Annotated in this window: 19 protein-coding genes; 11 read left to right on the forward strand and 8 right to left on the reverse strand. The window is 69.8% G+C overall.

The features are described 5' to 3' along the window. Window positions 1–3 precede the first annotated feature (3 nt). Complete coding sequence (locus tag ACT80S_RS14620) at window positions 4–1,287, reverse strand: citrate synthase (RefSeq protein ID WP_377417048.1); 1,284 nt, start codon at window positions 1,285–1,287, stop codon at window positions 4–6. Window positions 1,288–1,428: 141 nt separating this feature from the next. On the opposite strand from ACT80S_RS14620, the gene ACT80S_RS14625 reads away from it, so the two are divergent. The 6 genes from ACT80S_RS14625 to ACT80S_RS14650 are packed head-to-tail and all read left to right on the forward strand — an operon-like array spanning window position 1,429 to window position 7,288. Next, complete coding sequence (locus ACT80S_RS14625) at window positions 1,429–2,202, forward strand: SDR family NAD(P)-dependent oxidoreductase (protein ID WP_377417050.1); 774 nt, start codon at window positions 1,429–1,431, stop codon at window positions 2,200–2,202. A 59-nt stretch (window positions 2,203–2,261) separates the two neighbouring features. Beyond that, window positions 2,262–3,236 (forward strand): TRAP transporter substrate-binding protein DctP, encoded by a 975-nt coding sequence (gene dctP / locus ACT80S_RS14630; protein WP_377417053.1) that lies wholly within the window; start codon window positions 2,262–2,264, stop codon window positions 3,234–3,236. A 12-nt stretch (window positions 3,237–3,248) separates the two neighbouring features. After that, window positions 3,249–3,791 (forward strand): TRAP transporter small permease, encoded by a 543-nt coding sequence (locus ACT80S_RS14635; protein WP_377417055.1) that lies wholly within the window; start codon window positions 3,249–3,251, stop codon window positions 3,789–3,791. A gap of 32 nt (window positions 3,792–3,823) precedes the next feature. Next, window positions 3,824–5,140, forward strand: a complete 1,317-nt coding sequence (locus ACT80S_RS14640; RefSeq protein ID WP_377417058.1) for a TRAP transporter large permease — start codon at window positions 3,824–3,826, stop codon at window positions 5,138–5,140. A 10-nt stretch (window positions 5,141–5,150) separates the two neighbouring features. Further along, window positions 5,151–5,792, forward strand: coding sequence for an isochorismatase family protein (locus tag ACT80S_RS14645; RefSeq protein WP_377417061.1), 642 nt, complete (start codon window positions 5,151–5,153; stop codon window positions 5,790–5,792). After that, window positions 5,789–7,288, forward strand: a complete 1,500-nt coding sequence (locus tag ACT80S_RS14650; protein ID WP_377417064.1) for an aldehyde dehydrogenase family protein — start codon at window positions 5,789–5,791, stop codon at window positions 7,286–7,288. Before ACT80S_RS14645 ends, ACT80S_RS14650 begins: the two co-directional genes overlap by 4 nt. 63 nt (window positions 7,289–7,351) lie before the next feature. Here the strand turns inward: ACT80S_RS14650 and ACT80S_RS14655 are convergent, their stop codons facing one another. The 4 genes from ACT80S_RS14655 to ACT80S_RS14670 form a co-directional block, all read right to left on the reverse strand. After that, a complete protein-coding gene (locus tag ACT80S_RS14655; protein WP_377417066.1) occupies window positions 7,352–8,710 on the reverse strand; it encodes an acetyl-CoA carboxylase biotin carboxylase subunit in 1,359 nt (452 codons plus the stop codon). A 13-nt stretch (window positions 8,711–8,723) separates the two neighbouring features. Beyond that, window positions 8,724–9,260, reverse strand: coding sequence for an acetyl-CoA carboxylase biotin carboxyl carrier protein (locus tag ACT80S_RS14660; RefSeq protein WP_377417069.1), 537 nt, complete (start codon window positions 9,258–9,260; stop codon window positions 8,724–8,726). Window positions 9,261–9,290: 30 nt separating this feature from the next. After that, complete coding sequence (locus ACT80S_RS14665) at window positions 9,291–10,745, reverse strand: hypothetical protein (protein WP_377417072.1); 1,455 nt, start codon at window positions 10,743–10,745, stop codon at window positions 9,291–9,293. Window positions 10,746–10,889: 144 nt separating this feature from the next. Next, entirely contained in the window at window positions 10,890–11,147 is a 258-nt protein-coding gene (locus tag ACT80S_RS14670; protein ID WP_377417074.1) for a DUF2798 domain-containing protein, read from the reverse strand. Between the two features lie 89 nt (window positions 11,148–11,236). Here ACT80S_RS14670 and ACT80S_RS14675 point away from each other — a divergent pair, with 89 nt between their 5' ends. Then, window positions 11,237–12,556: a Rieske 2Fe-2S domain-containing protein gene (locus ACT80S_RS14675; protein ID WP_377417077.1), complete on the forward strand. Its 1,320-nt coding sequence runs from the start codon at window positions 11,237–11,239 to the stop codon at window positions 12,554–12,556. A 4-nt stretch (window positions 12,557–12,560) separates the two neighbouring features. Further along, the gene (locus ACT80S_RS14680; RefSeq protein ID WP_377417079.1) at window positions 12,561–13,550 is read left to right on the forward strand and encodes an ABC transporter substrate-binding protein; all 990 of its coding nucleotides are present in this window, start codon (window positions 12,561–12,563) and stop codon (window positions 13,548–13,550) included. Window positions 13,551–13,563: 13 nt separating this feature from the next. On the opposite strand, the gene ACT80S_RS14685 is transcribed toward ACT80S_RS14680, so the two are convergent. The 3 genes from ACT80S_RS14685 to ACT80S_RS14695 are packed head-to-tail and all read right to left on the reverse strand — an operon-like array spanning window position 13,564 to window position 16,234. After that, window positions 13,564–14,079 carry a MarR family winged helix-turn-helix transcriptional regulator gene (locus ACT80S_RS14685; protein ID WP_377417081.1) on the reverse strand — a complete coding sequence of 172 codons (516 nt, stop codon included), beginning with the start codon at window positions 14,077–14,079 and terminating at the stop codon, window positions 13,564–13,566. Further along, window positions 14,076–15,272, reverse strand: a complete 1,197-nt coding sequence (locus tag ACT80S_RS14690; protein WP_377417083.1) for a Gfo/Idh/MocA family protein — start codon at window positions 15,270–15,272, stop codon at window positions 14,076–14,078. The genes ACT80S_RS14685 and ACT80S_RS14690 overlap by 4 nt, the downstream gene beginning before the upstream one ends. Next, window positions 15,269–16,234 carry a PDR/VanB family oxidoreductase gene (locus tag ACT80S_RS14695; RefSeq protein WP_377417085.1) on the reverse strand — a complete coding sequence of 322 codons (966 nt, stop codon included), beginning with the start codon at window positions 16,232–16,234 and terminating at the stop codon, window positions 15,269–15,271. The genes ACT80S_RS14690 and ACT80S_RS14695 overlap by 4 nt, the downstream gene beginning before the upstream one ends. Before the next feature lie 112 nt (window positions 16,235–16,346). On the opposite strand from ACT80S_RS14695, the gene ACT80S_RS14700 reads away from it, so the two are divergent. Genes ACT80S_RS14700 through ACT80S_RS14710 form a run of 3 tightly spaced genes read left to right on the forward strand, consistent with a single transcriptional unit; the run spans window position 16,347 to window position 18,584 of the window. Next, window positions 16,347–17,312, forward strand: a complete 966-nt coding sequence (locus ACT80S_RS14700) for a Bug family tripartite tricarboxylate transporter substrate binding protein (protein WP_377417087.1) — start codon at window positions 16,347–16,349, stop codon at window positions 17,310–17,312. Further along, window positions 17,313–18,077 carry a sulfite exporter TauE/SafE family protein gene (locus ACT80S_RS14705; RefSeq protein WP_377417090.1) on the forward strand — a complete coding sequence of 255 codons (765 nt, stop codon included), beginning with the start codon at window positions 17,313–17,315 and terminating at the stop codon, window positions 18,075–18,077. Window positions 18,078–18,092: 15 nt separating this feature from the next. Beyond that, a complete protein-coding gene (locus ACT80S_RS14710) occupies window positions 18,093–18,584 on the forward strand; it encodes a bacteriohemerythrin (RefSeq protein WP_377417092.1) in 492 nt (163 codons plus the stop codon). The last annotated feature ends 10 nt before the right edge of the window (window positions 18,585–18,594 follow it).

Consider the following 18,594-nt stretch of genomic DNA (forward strand, 5'->3'; position numbering starts at 1 on the left):
CGATCAGCGCCGGCTCTGGTAGAGGCCGCGCGGGCGGATGGTGAAGCCGGCCAGGCGCTGCTCCATCACGTGCGCGATCCAGCCCGCGGTGCGGCTGATGCCCCACAGCGCGCATGGCGTCCGCGCAGGCAGTCCCCAGGCGAGGCCCAGGACGACCAGGCCCATCTCGATGTTCGGGTGCATCCCCAGCCGCTCGCGAACCCGCTCGACGAAGCGGTAGGCCAGGTCGGCCCGGTCGCTGCCGGGGGCGGTCCGCTGGGCGATGTCGATGAGGAATGCCGCGCGGGGATCGCCGTCCGGGTAAATCGGCAGGCCGAAGCCGGCGAGCCGCTCGCGCCGCCGCTCGGCCTCCGCGAGGCGGACGTCCAGCGCAGCGAGCGAGCCGATGCGCCCGATGAAGTCCTCCGCGGCGTCGGCGCCGCCCGCCAGCACGATGCCCTGCTGGGTCGCCTGCGCCGCGACGATGCTGGCGTGCAGGGTGGAGCCGGTGGAAGCCGCGATGCGGGCCGAGAAGGTCCCGGAAGAAAGCTCATGGTCTGCGCCGAGGATCAGGGCCGCATTGACCGCATGCTCCGCCTGAGGTGTTGCGGGCCCCCCCAGCGCCCGCAGGATGTGTTGCGCCAGGGGACGCTCACCCTCGGGCATCACGAAGCGGCCCTGCGGGCCGAGCACGCCGCAGGCGCCGGCAAAGCCGAACAGCATCTGGCGGGAGTAGCGCTCGATGGAGCCGCTGCGCAACTCCTCGGCCAGCGTGCCGCCCCCCAGCGCCGTGGCGACGATCGAGAACACGCGCAGCATCCGCGGCCGCTCTCGCCCCTGCTGCAGCATGCCATCCAGCGCCAGCTGAAGGTCCACGTGCGGCGGCTCCACGGGCCAGGCGTGCGGGCTGTCCGTCAGCACGCCGGACCACAGCAGCTCCGCGACGTTCTCGAACACGCCTGGGTGCCGCACCAGGTCGCTGGCCAGGTGCCCGCGGTAACGGGGGCCCTCGTCGCCGATCTCGCTGATGCCGGTGTCCATCACGGGCTGGCCCCAGCGCATCGCAGTGGCCGCCACCGCGCCGTGCCCCTGGCGGGCGCTGCTGCGGATCTTCAGCCCCTCGATATCGCTGCGCTGGTAGCGGTTCTCCTTGCGGTTCGGGTGGCGCACCGGCCGCAGCAGCCCGCGGCTGACATACGTGTAGAGAGTGGCCAGCTTGATGCCCAGCAGGTGGCTGGCCTCCTGCGCGGTGAGCAAGTCGCCGGGGTCGCACAAGGGCGCCGCATTCGCCGTGTGAATGGTGTGCATCGGTAGGGGTTTTCTTTGATCGACTGTCGAATCGAGATTGATCGGGTGTCGACCGGTTTTTAGACTAGCCCCAGCAAATATGGTTCGTCAACTAAGAAAACGCGGAGCCCTCCGCGAATGCCAGACCGAGGAGACACCGCAGTGAGCGAAAAGGACATCCAGGGACCGAGTCGTCGTGTCGTCGCCATCACGGGGGCCGCGCAGGGCCTGGGCCGCGCCTATGCGATGCGCTTCGCGCGCGAAGGCCACCGGGTGGTGGCGCTGGACATACAGGCGCAGGCGGTGGCGCGCGTGGCCGCCGAGATCGAGGCGGCGGGTGGGGAGTGCCTGCCGCTGACGGCGGACGTCGGCGATGTCGCCAGCGTCGACCTCGTCGCCGCGGCCATCGACGAGCGCTACGGGCGCTGCGACGTGCTCGTGAACAACGCGGCCATCTTCTCGACGATCAAGATGCGTCCCTTCGAGCAGATCCCGGTGGAGGAGTGGATGCGGGTGCTCCACGTGAACATCACCGGCAGCTTCCTGATGGCGCGCGCGATGGTGCCCCTGATGCGCCGCCACCGCTGGGGCCGGATCGTCAACGTGTCCTCCGCCGCCTACGTGATGGGGCGCCCCAACTACCTGCACTACACGACCTCCAAGGCCGCCGTGGTGGGGATGACGCGGTCGCTGGCGCGCGAGCTCGGGCCCGACGGCATCACCGTCAACGCGCTGCTGCCCGGCGCCACCGACACCGAGGTGCCGCGCGAGACCGTGACGCCCGAGCAGAAGCGCCAGCAGATCGCCCTGCGGTGCATCCACCGTGAGGAGGGGCCGCGCGACCTCGAGGGCGTGGTCAGCTTCCTCGCCTCGGACGACAGCGCCTTCGTCACCGGCCAGTCGCTGGTGGTGGACGGCGGCTACAGCTTCCTCTGAACTTCACCGCAAGCGCAAGGGACGGCGACATGTTCCCTCACCATTTCAGGAGACAACCGATGAAACTGTTCAACAAGATCGCACGTGCCACCGCGGCCTGCGCCCTCGCCCTGGGCCTCGCCCAGGCGAGCGCCCAGGAGGTCACCATCAAGGCCGTGAGCGCGTGGCCGGAGGGCAACTTCTTCTCCATCAACTTCGAGAAGTTCATCCAGAAGGTCAACGCCGAGGGCAAGGGCGTCATCCAGATCAACTACCTCGGCGGCGGCGCCAAGGTGATGCCCCCCTTCGAGGTCGGCAACGCGGTCAAGACCGGCGTGGTGGACATGGTCAACGTGACGGGCAACTTCTACACCAACCTGCTGCCCGAATCCGACGCGCTGTCGGTCAGCACGGTGCCCGTGCAGGAATGGCGCAAGAACGGCGCCTACGACTACATCAACAAGCTGTGGGGCGAGAAGCTCAATGCCCACTACCTGGGCCGCGCGATCGACAACATGCCCTACCACCTGTTCCTGAAGAAGCCGGTCACCAAGCCGGACCTCGCCGGCATGCGCCTGCGCGGCATCCCGATCTACCGGGAGTTCTTCCAGAGCATGGGGGCCAACGTGCTGACCATCGCCCCGGGCGAGACCTACACCGCGCTGGAGCGCGGCGTGATCGACGGCTATGGCTGGCCCGTCTCCGGCATCTTCGACCTGAGCCTGCAGGAGCACACCAAGTACCGCGTCGAGCCCGGCTTCTACAACACCGAGGTGGGGGTGCTGGTGAACCTCAACGCGTGGAAGAAGCTCAATGACCGCCAGCGTGCCGTGCTGACGAACGCCGCGATCTGGATGGAGAACCTCAACCTGGAGAACGGCAAGAAGTGGGAGGAGGAGAAGAAGCGCCAGGCTGCTGCCGGCATCCAGCCTATCACCTTCCCGGCCGCCGAGAGCGCCGCCTACGCCAAGCGGGCCACCGACACCATCTGGGAGAGCATCAACAAGCGCAGCCCGGAGCACGGCCCCAAGCTGCGCCAGCTGGTCACTCGCTGACCGGGAGCGCCCATGTCGCAGTCCCCGCGCATGACCTTCCTCGATCGTGCCGATGCGGCCTGGGCCCGCCTGCTCACGGCCCTCGCCCTGCTCGCCTGCGCCCTTGTGGCCCTGATGGTGGCGGTGATCTGCGCCGACGTGCTCGTGCGCAATGCCCGCCTGGGCAACCTGCCCTGGGCCACCGAGGTCGCCGAGTACACGCTGTACCTGTCGACCTTCCTGGCCACGCCGTGGCTGCTGCGCCAGGGGGCCCATGTCCGCATGGACATGGTCCTCAAGGCGCTGCCGCCGGCGACCGCCTGGGCCCTGGAGCTGGTGACCGACGCCATCGCGGTGGCCACCTGCGCCGCGCTGACCCTGGCCAGCGCCAACGCCGCGCTGGCTAGCGCGGCCCAGGGTTCGCTGGTGTTCAAGATCTTCGTCTACCCCGAGTGGTGGCTGATCACGCCGGCCAGCGTGTTGTTCGGGGTGCTGACCATCGAGTGCCTGTGGCGGATGCGCCGCCAATGGACCGGCCCGAAGACCGTCCGGGAAGAAGCCACCTCGGTGGCCTGATCCCGCCTAGAGAAGTTCGACGGAGACCTACTGTGGACTGGATCCTGAGCCTGACTTTCCTGCTGGGGGGCGTGGTGCTGCTGATGATGCTCGGCCTGCCCGTTGCCCTGTCCTTCCTGGTGACCAACGTCGTCGCCGCCTTTTTCTACATGGGCGGCCTGGCCGGGGTCGACCAGCTCGCGCGCAACTCGATCGCCTCGGTGATCACGTTCTCGCTGACCCCGATCCCGCTGTTCATCCTGATGGGGGAGATCCTGTTCCAGACCGGGCTGGCGATCAAGGTGATCGACGGGTTCGACCGCCTGATCCACCGGGTGCCGGCGCGGCTGCCGGTGGTCTCGGTGGTGGCGGGCACGGCCTTCTCGGCGATCTCCGGCTCCACCATCGCCACCACCGCGATGCTGGGCCGGTCGATGACGCCGGTGATGCTGGAGAAGAAGTACCACCCGACCCTGGCAATGGGGCCCATCATCGCCATCGGCGGCGTGGACATGCTGATTCCGCCTTCCGCGCTGATCGTGCTGTTCGGGAGCCTGTCCAACATCTCGATCACGAAGCTCCTGTTCGCCGGCATCGTGCCGGGCGTGCTCCTGGCCGTGACCTTCGTGGCCTACATCGTCGGCAAGGCGGTCCTGGTGCCCGGGAGCGCGCCCGCCAACGACGAGGGAACGATCTACCGGGGCTGGCAGAAGTGGCGGCCACTGGTGCTGTACGTGGTGCCGCTGCTGTCGATCTTCGGCGTGGTGATCGGGGCGATGTCCACCGGGGTCTCCACCCCCACCGAGGCCGCGGCGCTGGGCGCGGCGGCGACCCTGCTGCTGGCGGCCTGCTACCGGGCGCTGACCTGGCAGAACCTCGTGCAGTCCCTCAAGGGCACCGTGCACGTCTCCTGCATCGTGCTGTTCATCATCGTCGGCGCCACCGCGTTCTCGCAGATCCTGGGCTTCTCCGGGGCCACCAACGGCTTCCTTGGCGCCGTGGGCAAGCTGAACCTGAGCCCCGACCTGCTGATCGTCGCGATGGTCGCCATCCTGCTGGTCCTGGGCTGCTTCGTGGACCAGGTCAGCATGATGCTGCTGACGCTGCCCTTCTTCATGCCCCTGGTGACCTCCGCCGGGATCGACCCGATCTGGTTCGGCGTGCTGTTCCTGATCGCCATGCAGCTGGGGCTGATGACCCCGCCGTTCGGCCTGCTGCTGTTCACGATGAAGAGCGTGGTCCCCGGCCACATCGTCATGCGCGAAGTGTTTTCCGCCGCCTACCCGTTCGTGGTGATCAGCCTGTTGATGCTGGTGGCGGTGTTCTTCTTCCGTCCGATCGCCACCTGGCTGCCGGCTCTCATGGGCTGAGGGCGCCGTGATGACGACATCCACCGAGCAGGCCTTCTTCGCGCAGCGGGGCTTCGGCCTCACCATCGGGTTCGGCCGGCGGCCCGCCGTGCTGGTGATCGACATGATCCAGGCCTTCACCGACCCGCAGGCCATGCTGGGGGCGGAGCTGTCGCCGCAGGTCGAGGCCACGCAGGCACTGCTGGCGGCGGCCCGGGTCCAGGGCGTGCCGGTCTTCTTTTCCACCGTCAGCTACGACGATGCGGACTTCGCCGATGCCGGCATCTGGGCGCTGAAGCAGCGGGGCGTGATGACGCTGCGCGCCGGCACGCCGGCCGTGGAGCTCGATCCCCGGCTGCAGCGCCTGCCCGGTGAGGGCTGGCTGGTGAAGAAGTACGCCTCCTGCTTCTTCGGCACCGACCTGGCCTCGCGCCTGATGTCTCGCGGCGTCGACACCCTGCTGCTGGCGGGCTGCACCACCAGCGGCTGCGTGCGCGCCTCCGCCGTCGACGCGCTGCAGTCCGGCCTGCGGCCCATGGTCGTGCGCGAGTGCGTGGGCGACCGTTCCCGCGCCGCCCATGAACAGAGCCTGTTCGACCTGCACGCCAAGTACGCCGACGTGGTGGGGCTCGACGAGGCCTGCCGCTACCTCGAACAACTTCCTCCCGCATGAATCCCGCCGCCTCCGCTTCCCCTGCCGACCTGTCCTCCCGGGTCGCCGCCATCCTCCCTTCCCGCCAGGGCCAGTTCTGGGGCGGCGCCTGGCACGACGACCCCGCAGCCGAGCGCCTCGCGAGCATCAACCCGTCGACCGGCCAGGTGCTGGCGCGGGTGCAGCTGGCCACGCCCGCCGATGTCGACGCCGCCGTGGCGAGCGCCCGCCAGGCCTTCCCCGCCTGGGCCGCGACCCCGCCACTGGAGCGCGCCCGCCGTCTTCGCGAGGCCGCTTCCCGCATCCGCGCGAACGCCGCCGACCTCGCCCTGCTGGATGCGGCCGACTGCGGCAACCCGGTCAAGGCCATGCTGTTCGACGCCGAGATCGCGGCCACCCAGCTGGAGTATTTCGCCGGCCTGGTGCTGGAGATCAAGGGCGAGACCCTCCCCACCGGCAACGGCTCCCTGAACTACACGCGCCGTGAGCCCCTGGGCGTGGTGGCGCGCATCTTCCCGTTCAACCACCCCTTCATGTTTGCGGCGGGCAAGATCGCCGCGCCGCTGGCGGCAGGCAACACCGTCGTGATCAAGCCGCCCGAGCAGGCGCCGCTGTCCACGCTGCGCCTGATGGAGCTGCTGGCGGACCTGTTCCCGCCCGGGGTGCTCAATTGCGTGGTGGGCGGGCGGGACATCGGCGCCGCCCTCGTGAGCCACCCGGCGGTGGCCGCCGTCGGCCTGATCGGCAGCGTGCCGGCGGGCAAGGCGGTGCTGCATGCCGCCGCCGACAGCCTCAAGCGCACCCTGCTCGAGCTGGGCGGCAAGAACGCCATGGTGATCTACCCCGACGCGGACCTCGACCGCGCGGTCGACGGCGCGGTCCGAGGCATGAACTTCACCTGGTGCGGCCAGTCCTGCGGCTCCACCAGCCGGCTGTTCATCCACGAGAGCGTGCATGACCGCTTCGTCGACCGGCTGGTGGCGCTGCTGCGCGAGCGCCACCGCCCGGGCCTGGCCACGCACATGGACACCACCATGGGCGCCCTGATCAACCGCGCCCAGTACGAGCGCAGCCTGGCCTACATCGCCTCGGCGAAGGCCGAGGGGGCCACGCTCGTCGCCGGCGGCGGGCATCCGGCCGACCCGGCGCTGAAGGACGGCTTCTTCATCGAGCCCACGGTGTTCACGGGCGTCACGCCGCAGATGAAGGTGGCGTGCGAGGAGGTCTTCGGGCCGGTGCTGTCCGTCCTGCGCTGGGGTGACGAGGCGGCGATGCTGGAGGCCGTCAACGGCCTGGCGCTGGGTCTCACGGCGTCGATCTGGACGCGCGACCTGGTCACCGCCCACCGCGCCGCCGCGCGGGTGGAGGCCGGCTATGTGTGGGTGAACGACTGCTCCTCGCACTTCATCGGCGCGCCCTTCGGCGGCTACAAGCAGTCGGGCCTGGGCCGCGAGGAGTCGAAGGAGGAGCTGTACGAGTTCACGCAGATCAAGAACGTGAACGTCTCGATGCAGTGATCCGCGTGCTCGCGCACGAACGAAAGCCCGGGCACCGCCCGGGCTTTCCGCTTCTCGCCGGGTTCAGGACGCGGCCAGCTGCGGCAGGACCTCCTCGACGAGCTTCGTGTTGACCTCGCCGCTGGCGAAGCGCGGCTGGTTGACGAGGAAGTGCTGCAGCCGGATCGTGGTGGCCACTCCCGAGACCTTGAACAGCTCGAGCGCTCGGGACATCCGTGAGCGGGCCTCCTCGCGGTCCGTGCCGTAGACGATCAGCTTGCCGATCATCGAGTCGTAGAAGATCGGCACCTTGTAGCCGGCGTGGCAGTGGCTGTCGAGGCGGATGTTGGGGCCCGCGGGCGGGTCCCACTCGGTGATCAGTCCGGGGCTGGGCCGGAAGCCCTGGTCGACCTGCTCGGCGTTGATGCGGCACTCGATCGCATGGCCCCGGAACTGGACGTCGTCCTGGCTGAATCGCAGCACCTCGCCGCGGGCCACGCGCAGCTGCTCCTGCACCAGGTCGATGCCGGTCACCATCTCCGTGACCGGGTGCTCCACCTGGATGCGGGTGTTCATCTCGAGGAAGTAGAACGCCTGCGCGTCCTGGTCCACGATGAATTCCACCGTGCCCGCGTTCTCGTAGCCGAAGCCGCGGGCCAGGGCCACGCCGGCCTCGCGGATCCGCTGGCGCAGCGACTCGGTGATGTTCGGTGCCGGGGCCTCCTCGACCAGCTTCTGGTGGCGGCGCTGCAGCGAGCAATCGCGCTCGCCCAGGTGGATCACGTTCCCGTGCCGGTCCCCCAGCACCTGGACCTCGATGTGGCGGGCGTTGGCGATGTAGCGCTCCAGGTAGAGGGTGCCGTCGCCGAAGGCGGCGCGGGCCTCGTTCGCGGCGGCGGTGAACATCGGCGCCAGGTCGGCCTCGTGCTGCACGATCTTCATGCCGCGGCCGCCGCCCCCGGCTGCCGCCTTGATCATCATCGGCAGCCCCACGCGCCGGGCGATCGCCACCGCCTCCTCGGGCGTTGCGACCTGGGTCGAGCCCGAGAGGGTCGGCAGGCCGAGTTCGGCGGCGAGCACCCGCGCGCGGATCTTGTTGCCCATTTGCGCGATCTGCTCCGGCTTGGGGCCGATGAAGGTGACGCCGTGGTCGGCGCACAGCCGGGACAGTTCCGCCGACTCGGCGAGGAAGCCGTAGCCGGGGTGCAGGGCGTCGCAGCCCGTGGCCAGGGCGGCGTTCACCAGCAGGCGGGCGTCGAGGTAGCTCTGGCTGGCGCTGGGCGGCCCGATGCAGACGGTGCGGCCGGCCAGGCGCGCGCCCAGGCTGTCGAGGTCGGCCTGCGAGGCTGCGAGCACCGTGTCGATGCCCAGGCCCTGGCAGGCGCGGATGATGCGGACGGCGATCTCGCCGCGGTTGGCGACCAGTACGCGGGTGACGGGCATCGGCGATGCTTTCTCAGGGCTGCACGTAGAACAACACCTGGCCGAACTCGACCACCGCCGCATCCTCGACGCAGACCTGCGTCACCGTGCCCGAGACGCCGGCGGGGATGGCGTTGAACAGCTTCATCACCTCGATCAGGCAGACCGTGTCGTCGGCCGCGACCGGGTCGCCCACCTTCACGAACGGCGCTGCGCTGGGGTCGGGGCGGCTGTAGAAGCGGCCCATCGTGGTCGCCGTCACCGGTTGCCAGCTCGCCGGCACGGCGGCCGCCGCAGGGGCGGGCGCAGCGGCTGCCTGCACCGGCGCAGGCGCGGCGGTCGAGAGCGCCTGCGGCGCGGCAGCGGCAGCGGGGGCGGGGGCGGGGGTGAGGGCCGCCACCGGCGCGGTGGCCGGCGCGCCAGGCGCGGGCAGGCTGCCCTTGCCGATGGTCACCTTCAGGGCGCCCACATCGACCTGCAGGTAGTCGAAGTTCGAGCGGTCGAGGGTGTCGACGAGGCTGCTGATCTGGCGGACCTCGTTGTCGGTGAGGAAGTCGAGTGGCTGGCTCATGGTGTCTCCTGGTGTTCTTGGAAGCAGGCCTCAGGCCTGCATGCGCACGGTCTTGTCGCCGCGCTGGATCTGGATGGACTTGACGCCGCGGCTGCGGCCGAGTTTCTCGACCAGCGCCTGCAGGCCCCGGCTGCCCTGGCCGTCCAGGCGGGCCTGGCGGGCACGCCGCATCTGGGCGACCTGCTCGGCGTCCGTGAAGAAGTTCAGCAGCAGGTCGTCGTCGGACACCCCGGGGCCGCCGTATTGCGCGCGCACTTCCTGGAGGGTGGGTTGCTCGAACTTGCGCTGCGCGAGCACCTTGGCGCGCGGCCGGCTGAGGATCTTGTCCCGGACGTTGGGGTCGATGGATTCGCTCTCCTCCTCGCCCCAGCCGCCGGCGGCGTACTGGATGATCTCGTCCGACACCTGCTTGTAGCGCTCTCCCGCGACCACGTTCAGGACGGCCTGCGCGCCCACGAATTGCGAGTAGGGCGTGACCATGATGGGGAAGCCGAAGTCGGTGCGCACGCGGGCGATCTCCTCGAGCACGGCGGGCAGCCGGTCGGCCAGGCCGGCGGCGCCGAGCTGGAAGCGCAGGTTGGAGATCATCCCGCCCGGGACCTGGTGCGTGTAGTGGCTGGCGTCGTAGGCGACCGGCGCCCCGACCGGGAAGCCCTCGCGCAGCGCGATCTCGCGGAAATGCGCCTCGACCGGGCGCAGCAGCGCCTCGTCGATCTGCGGCGCATGGCCCATCACGCGCGCGTTGTGCGCCACGTCGAACAGCGACGGGTTGGACGACGACTCGGCCATCGGCGGGATCGCGGTGTTCACGATGTGGATGCCGGCGCGGATCGCCTCCAGCGTGCACAGCAGGCCCAGGCCGGTGTTGCAGTGGGTGTGGAACTCCACGGGGATGCCGCCCGCGTTGGCGAGCACCACGGGCGCCAGCGTGCGCACCCGCTCCGGGGTGAGGAGCGCGCCCGGGTCCTTGAGGCAGATGCGGTGGGGCTTGAGCTTCGCCGCTTCCCGGGCACGCAGGGCGTAGTAGTTGTCGGAGTGCTTCTCGGAGAGGGAGAAGATCAGGTTGATGACCACGTCGATGCCGACCTTGCGGGCGCGCACCATGTTCTTGCGCCAGCCCGCCGGCGTGTTGGACGAGTCCGAGAGCCGGATCTGCCCGATGCCCATGGCGGCCATGCGCTCGTACCAGAGGTCTTCCACGGCGTCGGGCGTGATCTGGAACGCGGCGAGCTGGCGGCCGCGGATCATGCGAAGCGGCGTCCGGCGCATGCGCTTGCGGACCTCGACGAGCCGCTCCCAGGGGTCTTCCTGGAGGTCCCGGATCATCTTCTTCTCGAAGCTCGTGGCCATGATCTCGACCGCGTCGAAGCCGGCATCGTCCAGCCGCTGCACGATCGGCAGGATCATGTCGGTGCGCATGCCGATGGCCCACAGGCTCTGGGATCCATCGCGGACCGTGGTGTCCACGAAGCGGATGTCGCTCATGTCGTCTCCTTCTTTTGGTGGCGGACTGTAGGTGCGCAGGGCGCGTGAGCACAATCGATGAAGCGTATGCGCATCATCCGCCGCGCGAATGATTCGCCGGGGGTGAAGAGGCGTGAAGGGCCGGGCCGAGGAGCGCCTGTGCCGTCACCGCCCGGGCGGCGGCTGCACCGTCCAGGTGACGAGGCGAACCACCAGCGGACGCACCGCCAGCACACCGAAGAAGGCGACCGGCCACGAGGCCAGGTAGGCGCGCACCACGCGCGCCAGGTAGTCCGGCGGCAGGCCGGTGTTCATCGCGGTGATGGCGAGGCTCATCATCGCGGACACCATCCCCGACATGAAGAAGGCGAAGGCCACGGGCGCCATGCGCGCGGGCAGTTTCCAGGAAGGGCGTGCGTTCATCAGGGATATCCCGGATCGAAGATACTTAGGCATCAAAGTATATTTCGCCCGTCGGCAGCCTGCTGCCCTGTCATCCCCGAGGTTTCCCCATGATCACCCGCGAAGAAAACGAACTCCTGTGCCGCGTCGAGAACGACGCCCCCATGGGCCGGCTGATGCGCCAGCACTGGGTCCCCATCTGCCTGAGTGAGGAGGTGGCCGAGCCTGATTGCGACCCGGTGGCCGCCCGCATCCTGGGCGAAAACCTGGTCGTGTTCCGCGACACCGACGGCAACGTCGGCGTGATGGACGAGGCCTGCCCCCACCGCGGCCCCTCCCTGGTCTACGGCCGCAACGAGGAAGGCGGCCTGCGCTGCCTGTACCACGGCTGGAAGATGGACGTGCACGGCAACGTCACCGAGATGGTCTCCGAGCCCGCCGCCAGCGGCTTCATGGACAAGGTCAAGCACAAGGCCTACCCGGTCAAGGAATGGGGCGGCCTGGTCTGGGCCTGGATGGGGGCCAAGGAGGCGATGCCCGAGTTCGTGCCGCCGCGCTGGGCGCCCACGGCCGACACCCGCGTCTCCATCGCGAAGGTGGTGCTGCCGGTGAACTGGGCCCAGGTGCTGGAGGGCGCGATCGACTCCGCCCACAGCTCCAGCCTGCACAGCTCCGACATGGTGCCGGCCCGGGTGCAGGGCGCCGAGGCCACCGGCAGCGCCTGGCTGCGTCCCTCCACCGACAAGGCGCCGCGCCTGCAGGTGGAGCGCGGCGGCTACGGCTTCCGCTACGCCGCGATCCGCCGCCCGATCTTCAACGCCCAGACCCACGAGTACGTGCGCACCACGGTCTTCGTCGCCCCCTGGACCGTGCTGATCCCGCCGAACAACCTGTACAACGTGGCCAACGTCAACGTGCCGGCCGACGACACCACGACGAACTTCTACTTCATCGCCTGGGGCCACGCCGCGCAGACGCCCGAGACCGAGACCTGGCGCAAGTACCTGCGCCAGACCGTGGGCGTGGACCTGGACGAGCGCTATCGCCCGCTCCGCAACCACGAGAACCGCTTCTGGCAGAACCGCCAGGCCATGAAGGCCGGCAACTTCACCGGCATCACCGGCTTCCCGAACCAGGATGTGGCGATGTGGGTCACCATGGGCCCGATCGCCGACCGCACCAAGGACCGCCTGGGCGCCAGCGACCTGGCGGTGGTGGAATTCCGCAAGCAGATGGTGGAGGCCGTGCGCGCCTTCGACCAGGGCGCCCCCGCCATCGGCACCGGCGACCAGTCGATCCCGCTGTCGGTCTGCGCCTTCCAGAGCGTGATCCCCAAGACCACCGACTGGCGCCAGCACGGCGTCTCCTACGTCTGGCAGGGCACCGAGGCCCAGGCCGGCACCGACAACAACTACGCCGTGAAGGCCTGACACCGTGGGCAAGCTCCAACTCTCCGTCGCCATGGGCGACTACGACCGCAACCGCGCCCTGTTCGACGGCCGCGTGCAGATCGACGGCTGCGACCCGACCTACATGCTGCTGAACCCGGAGGAGATGTTCTTCCGCGCCATGCGCAGCCGGGACTTCGACATCACCGAGCTGTCGTTCTCCAGCTACCTGGTGAAGCACTCGCGCGGCGACTGCCCCTACATCGCGGTGCCGGTGTTCCTGTCGCGGGCCTTCCGCCACACCTCGATCTACGTGCGCAAGGACCGCATCAAGTCCCCGCAGGACCTCAAGGGCAAGCGCATCGGCATCCCCGAGTACCAGCTCACCGCCATCGTCTGGGCCCGCTCCATCCTGCAGGACGACTACGGCATCGCGCCGGAGGACGTGACCTGGGTGCGCGGCGGCATCGACACCCCCGGCCGCCCCGAGAAGATCAAGCTCGAGCTGCCCCCGGGCGTGAAGATCGAGAGCGCGCCCGAGGACAAGACCATCTCCGACCTGCTGAATGAAGGCGCGATCGACGGCTTCATCGCGCCGCGTCCGCCCAGCGGCGCAGCCGCCCGCAACCCGGACGTGGGCTGGCTGTTCGACGACCCGACCGCGGTGGCCAAGGACTACTACCGCCGCACCGGTATCTTCCCCATCATGCATGTCGTGGGCATCCGCAAGGAGCTGGCGCAGCAGCATCGCTGGCTGCCCGGGGCGGTGTTCAAGGCCTTCAGCGAGTCCAAGGCCCGGGCCCTGGAGCTGCTGGCGGACACCTCGGCCACCAAGGTCACGCTGCCCTTCGTCGAGGAGCAGCTCAAGGCGGCGCGCGAGACGCTGGGCGAGGATTTCTGGGCCTACGGCGTGGGCCCGAGCCGGCGCACGCTGGAGGCCTTCACCCGCCACCACTTCGCGCAGGGCCTGTCGGCGCGCAAGGTGGAGGTCGACGAGCTGTTCGACCCGTCGACCTACGAGTCCTACAGCATCTGAGGCGCCGGGGCGCTCAGGCCGCGGCCTGGTCGTCCCCGGCCTCGTTGCCGGTCTCCTCGGCGGCGAGGTTCTCGATCATCGCCAGCAGCGACTTGCGCAGCGTGGCCACGGTCTTGTCCGGGATCCCGCGCACGCTGATGTGGTTGACCTCCTCGGCCAGCGGCACCAGCCGCTTTTCCAGCGCGCGTCCGGCGGCGGTGAGGAACACGTGCATGTTCTTGCGGTTGCCCGCCAGCTGGCGCCGCTCGATCAGCCCCATCTGCTCCATCGCCTTGACCGCGCTGAAGGTGGTGGGCTCCATCACGCCGGCCAGGTCGCTCAGCTCCTTCTGGGTGAGCCCGTCGCGGATCCACAGGATGCGAAGGAAGGTCCAGTGGCCGAAGGACACGCCGAACGGGGTCAGTCGCTGCTGCAGCGCGCGCATCTGGGCGCGCGCCACGTCGCGGATCAGGTGGGCGAGGCGGTCGTCGGGGACCGATTCGCGCCAGTGTTGCAGCAGTTGCCGGGTGTCCTTGGAGTCGTGTGTCATGCGCCGATCGCGACCTGTTGTCTCAGCTCGATTGTGCGGCGATCCCGCGCCGAGGCGAGGAGGGCCAGGCAAATTTCCATCGTCGCGCGGGACCACTCGCCTCCATGGACCGGCGCGGCGCCTTCGCGCGCCACCGACCACAGCTCGTCGATCACCTCGCTGCGTGGCACCGCGGGCACCGGCACGCGCTCCAGGCGGACGCCCTGGGCGTCATGCACCTCGACGCCATGCGGTGTCAGGCGCAGGTCGGCGCCGTCGCAGCTGACGATCACCGGCCCGAAGTGCTGGAAGGCGGCAGGCGGCTCGCCGGTGTCGGGCACGTAGGCGCTGCCGCCGTAGTTGCGCTCGGCCTTCTGGCGCGCCTCGGCCGCCTCGTCGGCGGCGGCGGCCAGCTTCTGCCGGGTGGCCTGGTGCGCGCCGCGCGCCTTCGGGCGGCCCAGCTCGCCGATTCCGTCCATGAGCGCGTCGCTGTCGTAGTAGCCGTAGCCGTTGTAGGTCAGGTTCGCCACGGCGCCCCCCTCGAAGTCCACCAGCGCGGTGTAGGCGCCCTCGGTGGGCCGCCGCGGGTCCCAGCGTCCGGTGCGCGCATGCACCGCGGTGGCCAGGCCGCCGGCGAGCAGCCGCACGATGTCCACCTGGTGCGCCGCCTGGCTGAACACCACGCCGCCGCCCTGGGCGGTGTCGAGCTCCTCGGGCCGGCGCGGGCGGTACAGGAAGTCGGTGAAGTTCATCGCGTGCACCATGCGCACCGCGCCATGGCGTCCGCTGTCGATCAGGCGCCGCGCCAGCAGCACCGGCGCGTTGAAGCTGTGGCTGTGGCCGATCACCAGGCGGGTGCCGGCGCGCGCGCAGGCGTCGATCATCCGGGTGCAGTCGTCCAGGCCCAGGGCCATGGGCTTTTCCACCAGCACGTGCTTGCCGTGCGCGGCGGCCAGCGCCACGTGCTGCGCGTGCAGCTGGTGGGGCGTGGCCACGTAGACCCACTCCACCTGCGGGTCGGCGCACAGCGCCTCGGGCGAGGCGTGCGGCGTGCCGCCGAAGTCGCGGGCGAAGGCCGCGGTGGCCTGGGCGCGCGGGTCGAAGGCGGCCACCATCCGCACCCGCGGATCGCGCGAGAGCGTGGGCAGCATCAGCGTGAAGGCGCGGCCCAGGCCGAGGACGCCCAGGCGGATGGGGTTGGCGGGCGCGTTCACAGGTCCAGCACCAGGCAGCCGCCGCCCTTGCAGCGCGAGACGCACACCATCACGTGGTCGGCCTTTTCTTCGGGCATCAGCACGAGGTCGCGGTGGTCGGCCTCGCCCCCGAGCAGGCCCACCTTGCACGAGCCGCAGGTGCCGCTCTCGCAGGAGCTGGGCACGTGCACGCCTTCCACGCGCAGCGCCTCGAGGATGCTCTGGCGCGCGCCCACCGGCACCCGCCGGCCGCTTCGCTGCAGCACCACCTCGAAGGGCGCGTCGTCGGCATGCGGCTTGGTGTCGCCGCCGAAGCTCTCGAAGTGGATCGCGCTGTCGGGCCAGTGGCCGGTCATGTCCCGAACGCTGTCCATCAGCCCCTTGGGGCCGCAGCAGTAGACATGGGTGCCGCTGGCCACCTTCTCGAAGATCTTCCACAGGTCGAACGACTTCGACGGGTCGCCGTGGTCATGGTGGACCACCACCCGCCCGGCGAGCTCCGGCGACTGCAATTCCTCCAGGAAGGCCGTGCCCTCGGGGTCGCGGGAGAAGTAATACAGCTTGAACGGCCGCAGGCCCTCGGCCTGGAGCTGGCGGACCATCGCCATCATCGGCGTGATGCCGATGCCGCCGGCCACCAGGATGAAGCTGCGGGCCTTGTCATGGAGCGCGAAGAGGTTTTCGGGCGCGCCGGCCTCGATCGTGTCGCCCTCGGCCACGCCGTCGACCAGGCTCATCGAGCCGCCGCGGCCGTTGGCCTCGCGCTTGACGGCCACCTGGTAGTACGCCGTCTCCTGCGGGTCGCTGCACAGGGAGTACTGGCGCATCGCCCCGCTGGGCACGCGCATCGGCAGGTGGGCGCCGGCGGTGAAGGGGGGCAGGGGGGCGCCGCCCGGGTCGCGCAGCTCGAACAGGTGGATGTCGCGGGCGATCGCTTGCTTGCGGCTCACGCGCAAGGGGCGCAGGGGAAGGGTGTCGGACATGCGGATATCAGGTTGGCGGGTTTACGCGATTGACATGGGTCAACCGTCTGGAAAGAATGTATTATCTTAGATCGCTAAGAAAACTTCATCCCCACTTACCCGGAGACACACCATGAAGCGACGCTCGATCGCCCTGCTGGGCCTGGCCCTCGCCGCCGCGCCCCTGGCCGCACTGGCGCAGGCCTTTCCCAGCAAGCCCGTCAAATTCATCGTTCCTTATGCCGCCGGCGGCCTGCCCGACACGGTGGCCCGCATCGTCGCCCAGAAGCTGACCGAGCGCATGGGCCAGTCGGTGGTGGTGGACAACAAGCCGGGCGGCAACGGCGTGGTCGCCTACCAGACCCTGATGGCCGGCCCGAACGACAGCCACAACTTCATCGTCTCCGACGGCTCGATGCTGTCGATCACGCCCCAGTTGAACAAGACGGCCACCTACGCGGTGGGCAAGGACCTGGCCGCCGTGTCGCTGATCGCGCGCTCGCCCCTGTTCCTGGTGGGCCACCCCAAGACCGGCGTGAAGTCGCTGCGCGAGTTCATCGACAAGACGCGGGCGAACCCCGGCGTCTACACCTACGGCTCCTCCGGCATCGGCAGCACCCACCACCTGACCATGGAGGCCCTGAAGGCCGAACTGAAGCTGGACCTGCGCCATGTGCCGTTCCGCGGATCCGGCCAGTCCGTGCCGGCCCTCCTGGGCGGCCAGGTCGATTTCCTGTTCTCCGCGCTGCCGTCCATGGCGGGCTTCGTGAAGAACCAGCAGGTCACCCTGATCGGCAGCAACGACAGCAAGCGCTCGCCGCAGGCGCCCGACGTGCCCGCCATCGCGGAGGTCGTGCCCGGCTTCGACTTCTCGGTGACCATCGGTGCCATCGCCCGCGCCGGCACCTCCGCGGAGGCGATCAAGCGCCTGGCCGACGACATCGCCTGGGCGGTCAAGCAGCCCGACGTGGTCGAGAAGCTCCAGGGCGCCGGCATCGAGCCGGTGGGCCTGGGCCCCGACGGCTACCGCAAGGAGATCGAGCGCGAGAACCAGGCCATGGCCAAGGCGGGCCGCCAGGCCGACCTGAAGGCCGAGTGAGTGCCGGCCGGCTTCGCGGCTGACGCGCCCGCCACGCTGGCGGCGCTGCTGGCCGCCGCCGCGTGCATGTTCGTCGCCGGCGGCGTGGTCAAGGGCACGCTGGGCGTGGGCCTGCCGCTGGTGGTCGTCCCGCTGCTGACCCTGCTGTTCCCGGCCTCGCAGGCCATGGGCCTGCTGGTCATGCCGGTGCTGCTGTCGAACCTGCTGCAGGCCGTCGAGGGCGGCCGCCTGCGCTACGCCCTGCGCCGCTTCGCGCCGCTGATGCTGGCGCAGCTGGTTGCCACGCTGCTGGCGAACCACTGGAGCGCGCAGCTCTCGGCCCGGGGCATGAATGCGGTGATCGCCTTCACCGTGATCAGCGCGGTGGCGGTCATGGTGCTGCAGCCCAAGGGCGAGGTCACGCCGCGCCAGGAGCGCTGGGCCGGCCCGCTGGTGGGAGCGATCGCCGGCGCCTTGGGGGGCGCCTCCTCGCTGACCGGCCCGATCCTGATCACCTACCTGATGGCGCTGCGCCTGCCGCGCGACGAGTTCATCGGCAGCATCAGCATCATCTACCTGCTCGGGGCGATCCCGATGTACGCCGCCATGCTGGCCTGGGGCCGCTTCGGCTGGGAACCGGTGGCCTGGTCCTGCCTGGCGCTGGTGCCGATGTACCTGGGCCTGCGCGTGGGCGGGGCGATCCGCAGCCGCCTGAGTGAAACGCTGTTCCGGCGGGCGCTGTTCGCCTTCCTCACGCTGCTGGCGCTCCTGTTGCTGGTCAAATAGCGCCTTCGCGACACCATGACGACCGATTTCGCTCCCATTCCCGCCTCGCCGCCCGAGGACCCGATCCGCTGGCACGACGGCCTGCTCCTGGGCTATGCGCCCATGGACGCGGTGCACGAGGAGTTCGTGCATTGCGTGCAGGCGCTGCAGGCGGCGCCCGATGCCGGCCTGCCCGCCCTGCTGGGGCAGCTGGCCGGGCACCTGGAGCGCCACTTCGGCGACGAGGACCGCTGGATGGAGGAAACGCAGTTTCCCGCCCGCGAGTGCCATATCAACGAGCATGCGGCGGTGATGAAGTCGGTGCGCGAGGTGCAGGACCTCCTGGCGCAGGGCAACACCGCGGTGTGCCGGCGCCTCGCCCGCGAGCTGGCGAACTGGTTCCCCGGCCACGCCGACTACCTGGACTCCGCGCTGGCACACTGGATGTGCAAGCAGCGCCTGGGCGGCAAGCCGGTGGTGATCCGTCGCGACCTGGGCGCGCGGCGGGTGCCGGGCGCCGCAGACTGAATCCACAACC

It is taken from the genome of Ramlibacter sp. MAHUQ-53, from assembly GCF_052600055.1.

Bases quoted from the DNA above. Each gene is read 5' to 3' on its own strand.
- ACT80S_RS14620 (WP_377417048.1), bottom strand. From the start codon at position 1,287: ATGCACACCATTCACACGGCGAATGCGGCGCCCTTGTGCGACCCCGGC.
- dctP (WP_377417053.1), top strand. From the start codon at position 2,262: ATGAAACTGTTCAACAAGATCGCACGTGCCACCGCGGCCTGCGCCCTC.
- ACT80S_RS14635 (WP_377417055.1), top strand. From the start codon at position 3,249: ATGTCGCAGTCCCCGCGCATGACCTTCCTCGATCGTGCCGATGCGGCC.
- ACT80S_RS14645 (WP_377417061.1), top strand. From the start codon at position 5,151: ATGACGACATCCACCGAGCAGGCCTTCTTCGCGCAGCGGGGCTTCGGC.
- ACT80S_RS14650 (WP_377417064.1), top strand. From the start codon at position 5,789: ATGAATCCCGCCGCCTCCGCTTCCCCTGCCGACCTGTCCTCCCGGGTC.
- ACT80S_RS14655 (WP_377417066.1), bottom strand. From the start codon at position 8,710: ATGCCCGTCACCCGCGTACTGGTCGCCAACCGCGGCGAGATCGCCGTC.
- ACT80S_RS14660 (WP_377417069.1), bottom strand. From the start codon at position 9,260: ATGAGCCAGCCACTCGACTTCCTCACCGACAACGAGGTCCGCCAGATC.
- ACT80S_RS14665 (WP_377417072.1), bottom strand. From the start codon at position 10,745: ATGAGCGACATCCGCTTCGTGGACACCACGGTCCGCGATGGATCCCAG.
- ACT80S_RS14670 (WP_377417074.1), bottom strand. From the start codon at position 11,147: ATGAACGCACGCCCTTCCTGGAAACTGCCCGCGCGCATGGCGCCCGTG.
- ACT80S_RS14675 (WP_377417077.1), top strand. From the start codon at position 11,237: ATGATCACCCGCGAAGAAAACGAACTCCTGTGCCGCGTCGAGAACGAC.
- ACT80S_RS14685 (WP_377417081.1), bottom strand. From the start codon at position 14,079: ATGACACACGACTCCAAGGACACCCGGCAACTGCTGCAACACTGGCGC.
- ACT80S_RS14695 (WP_377417085.1), bottom strand. From the start codon at position 16,234: ATGTCCGACACCCTTCCCCTGCGCCCCTTGCGCGTGAGCCGCAAGCAA.
- ACT80S_RS14700 (WP_377417087.1), top strand. From the start codon at position 16,347: ATGAAGCGACGCTCGATCGCCCTGCTGGGCCTGGCCCTCGCCGCCGCG.
- ACT80S_RS14710 (WP_377417092.1), top strand. From the start codon at position 18,093: ATGACGACCGATTTCGCTCCCATTCCCGCCTCGCCGCCCGAGGACCCG.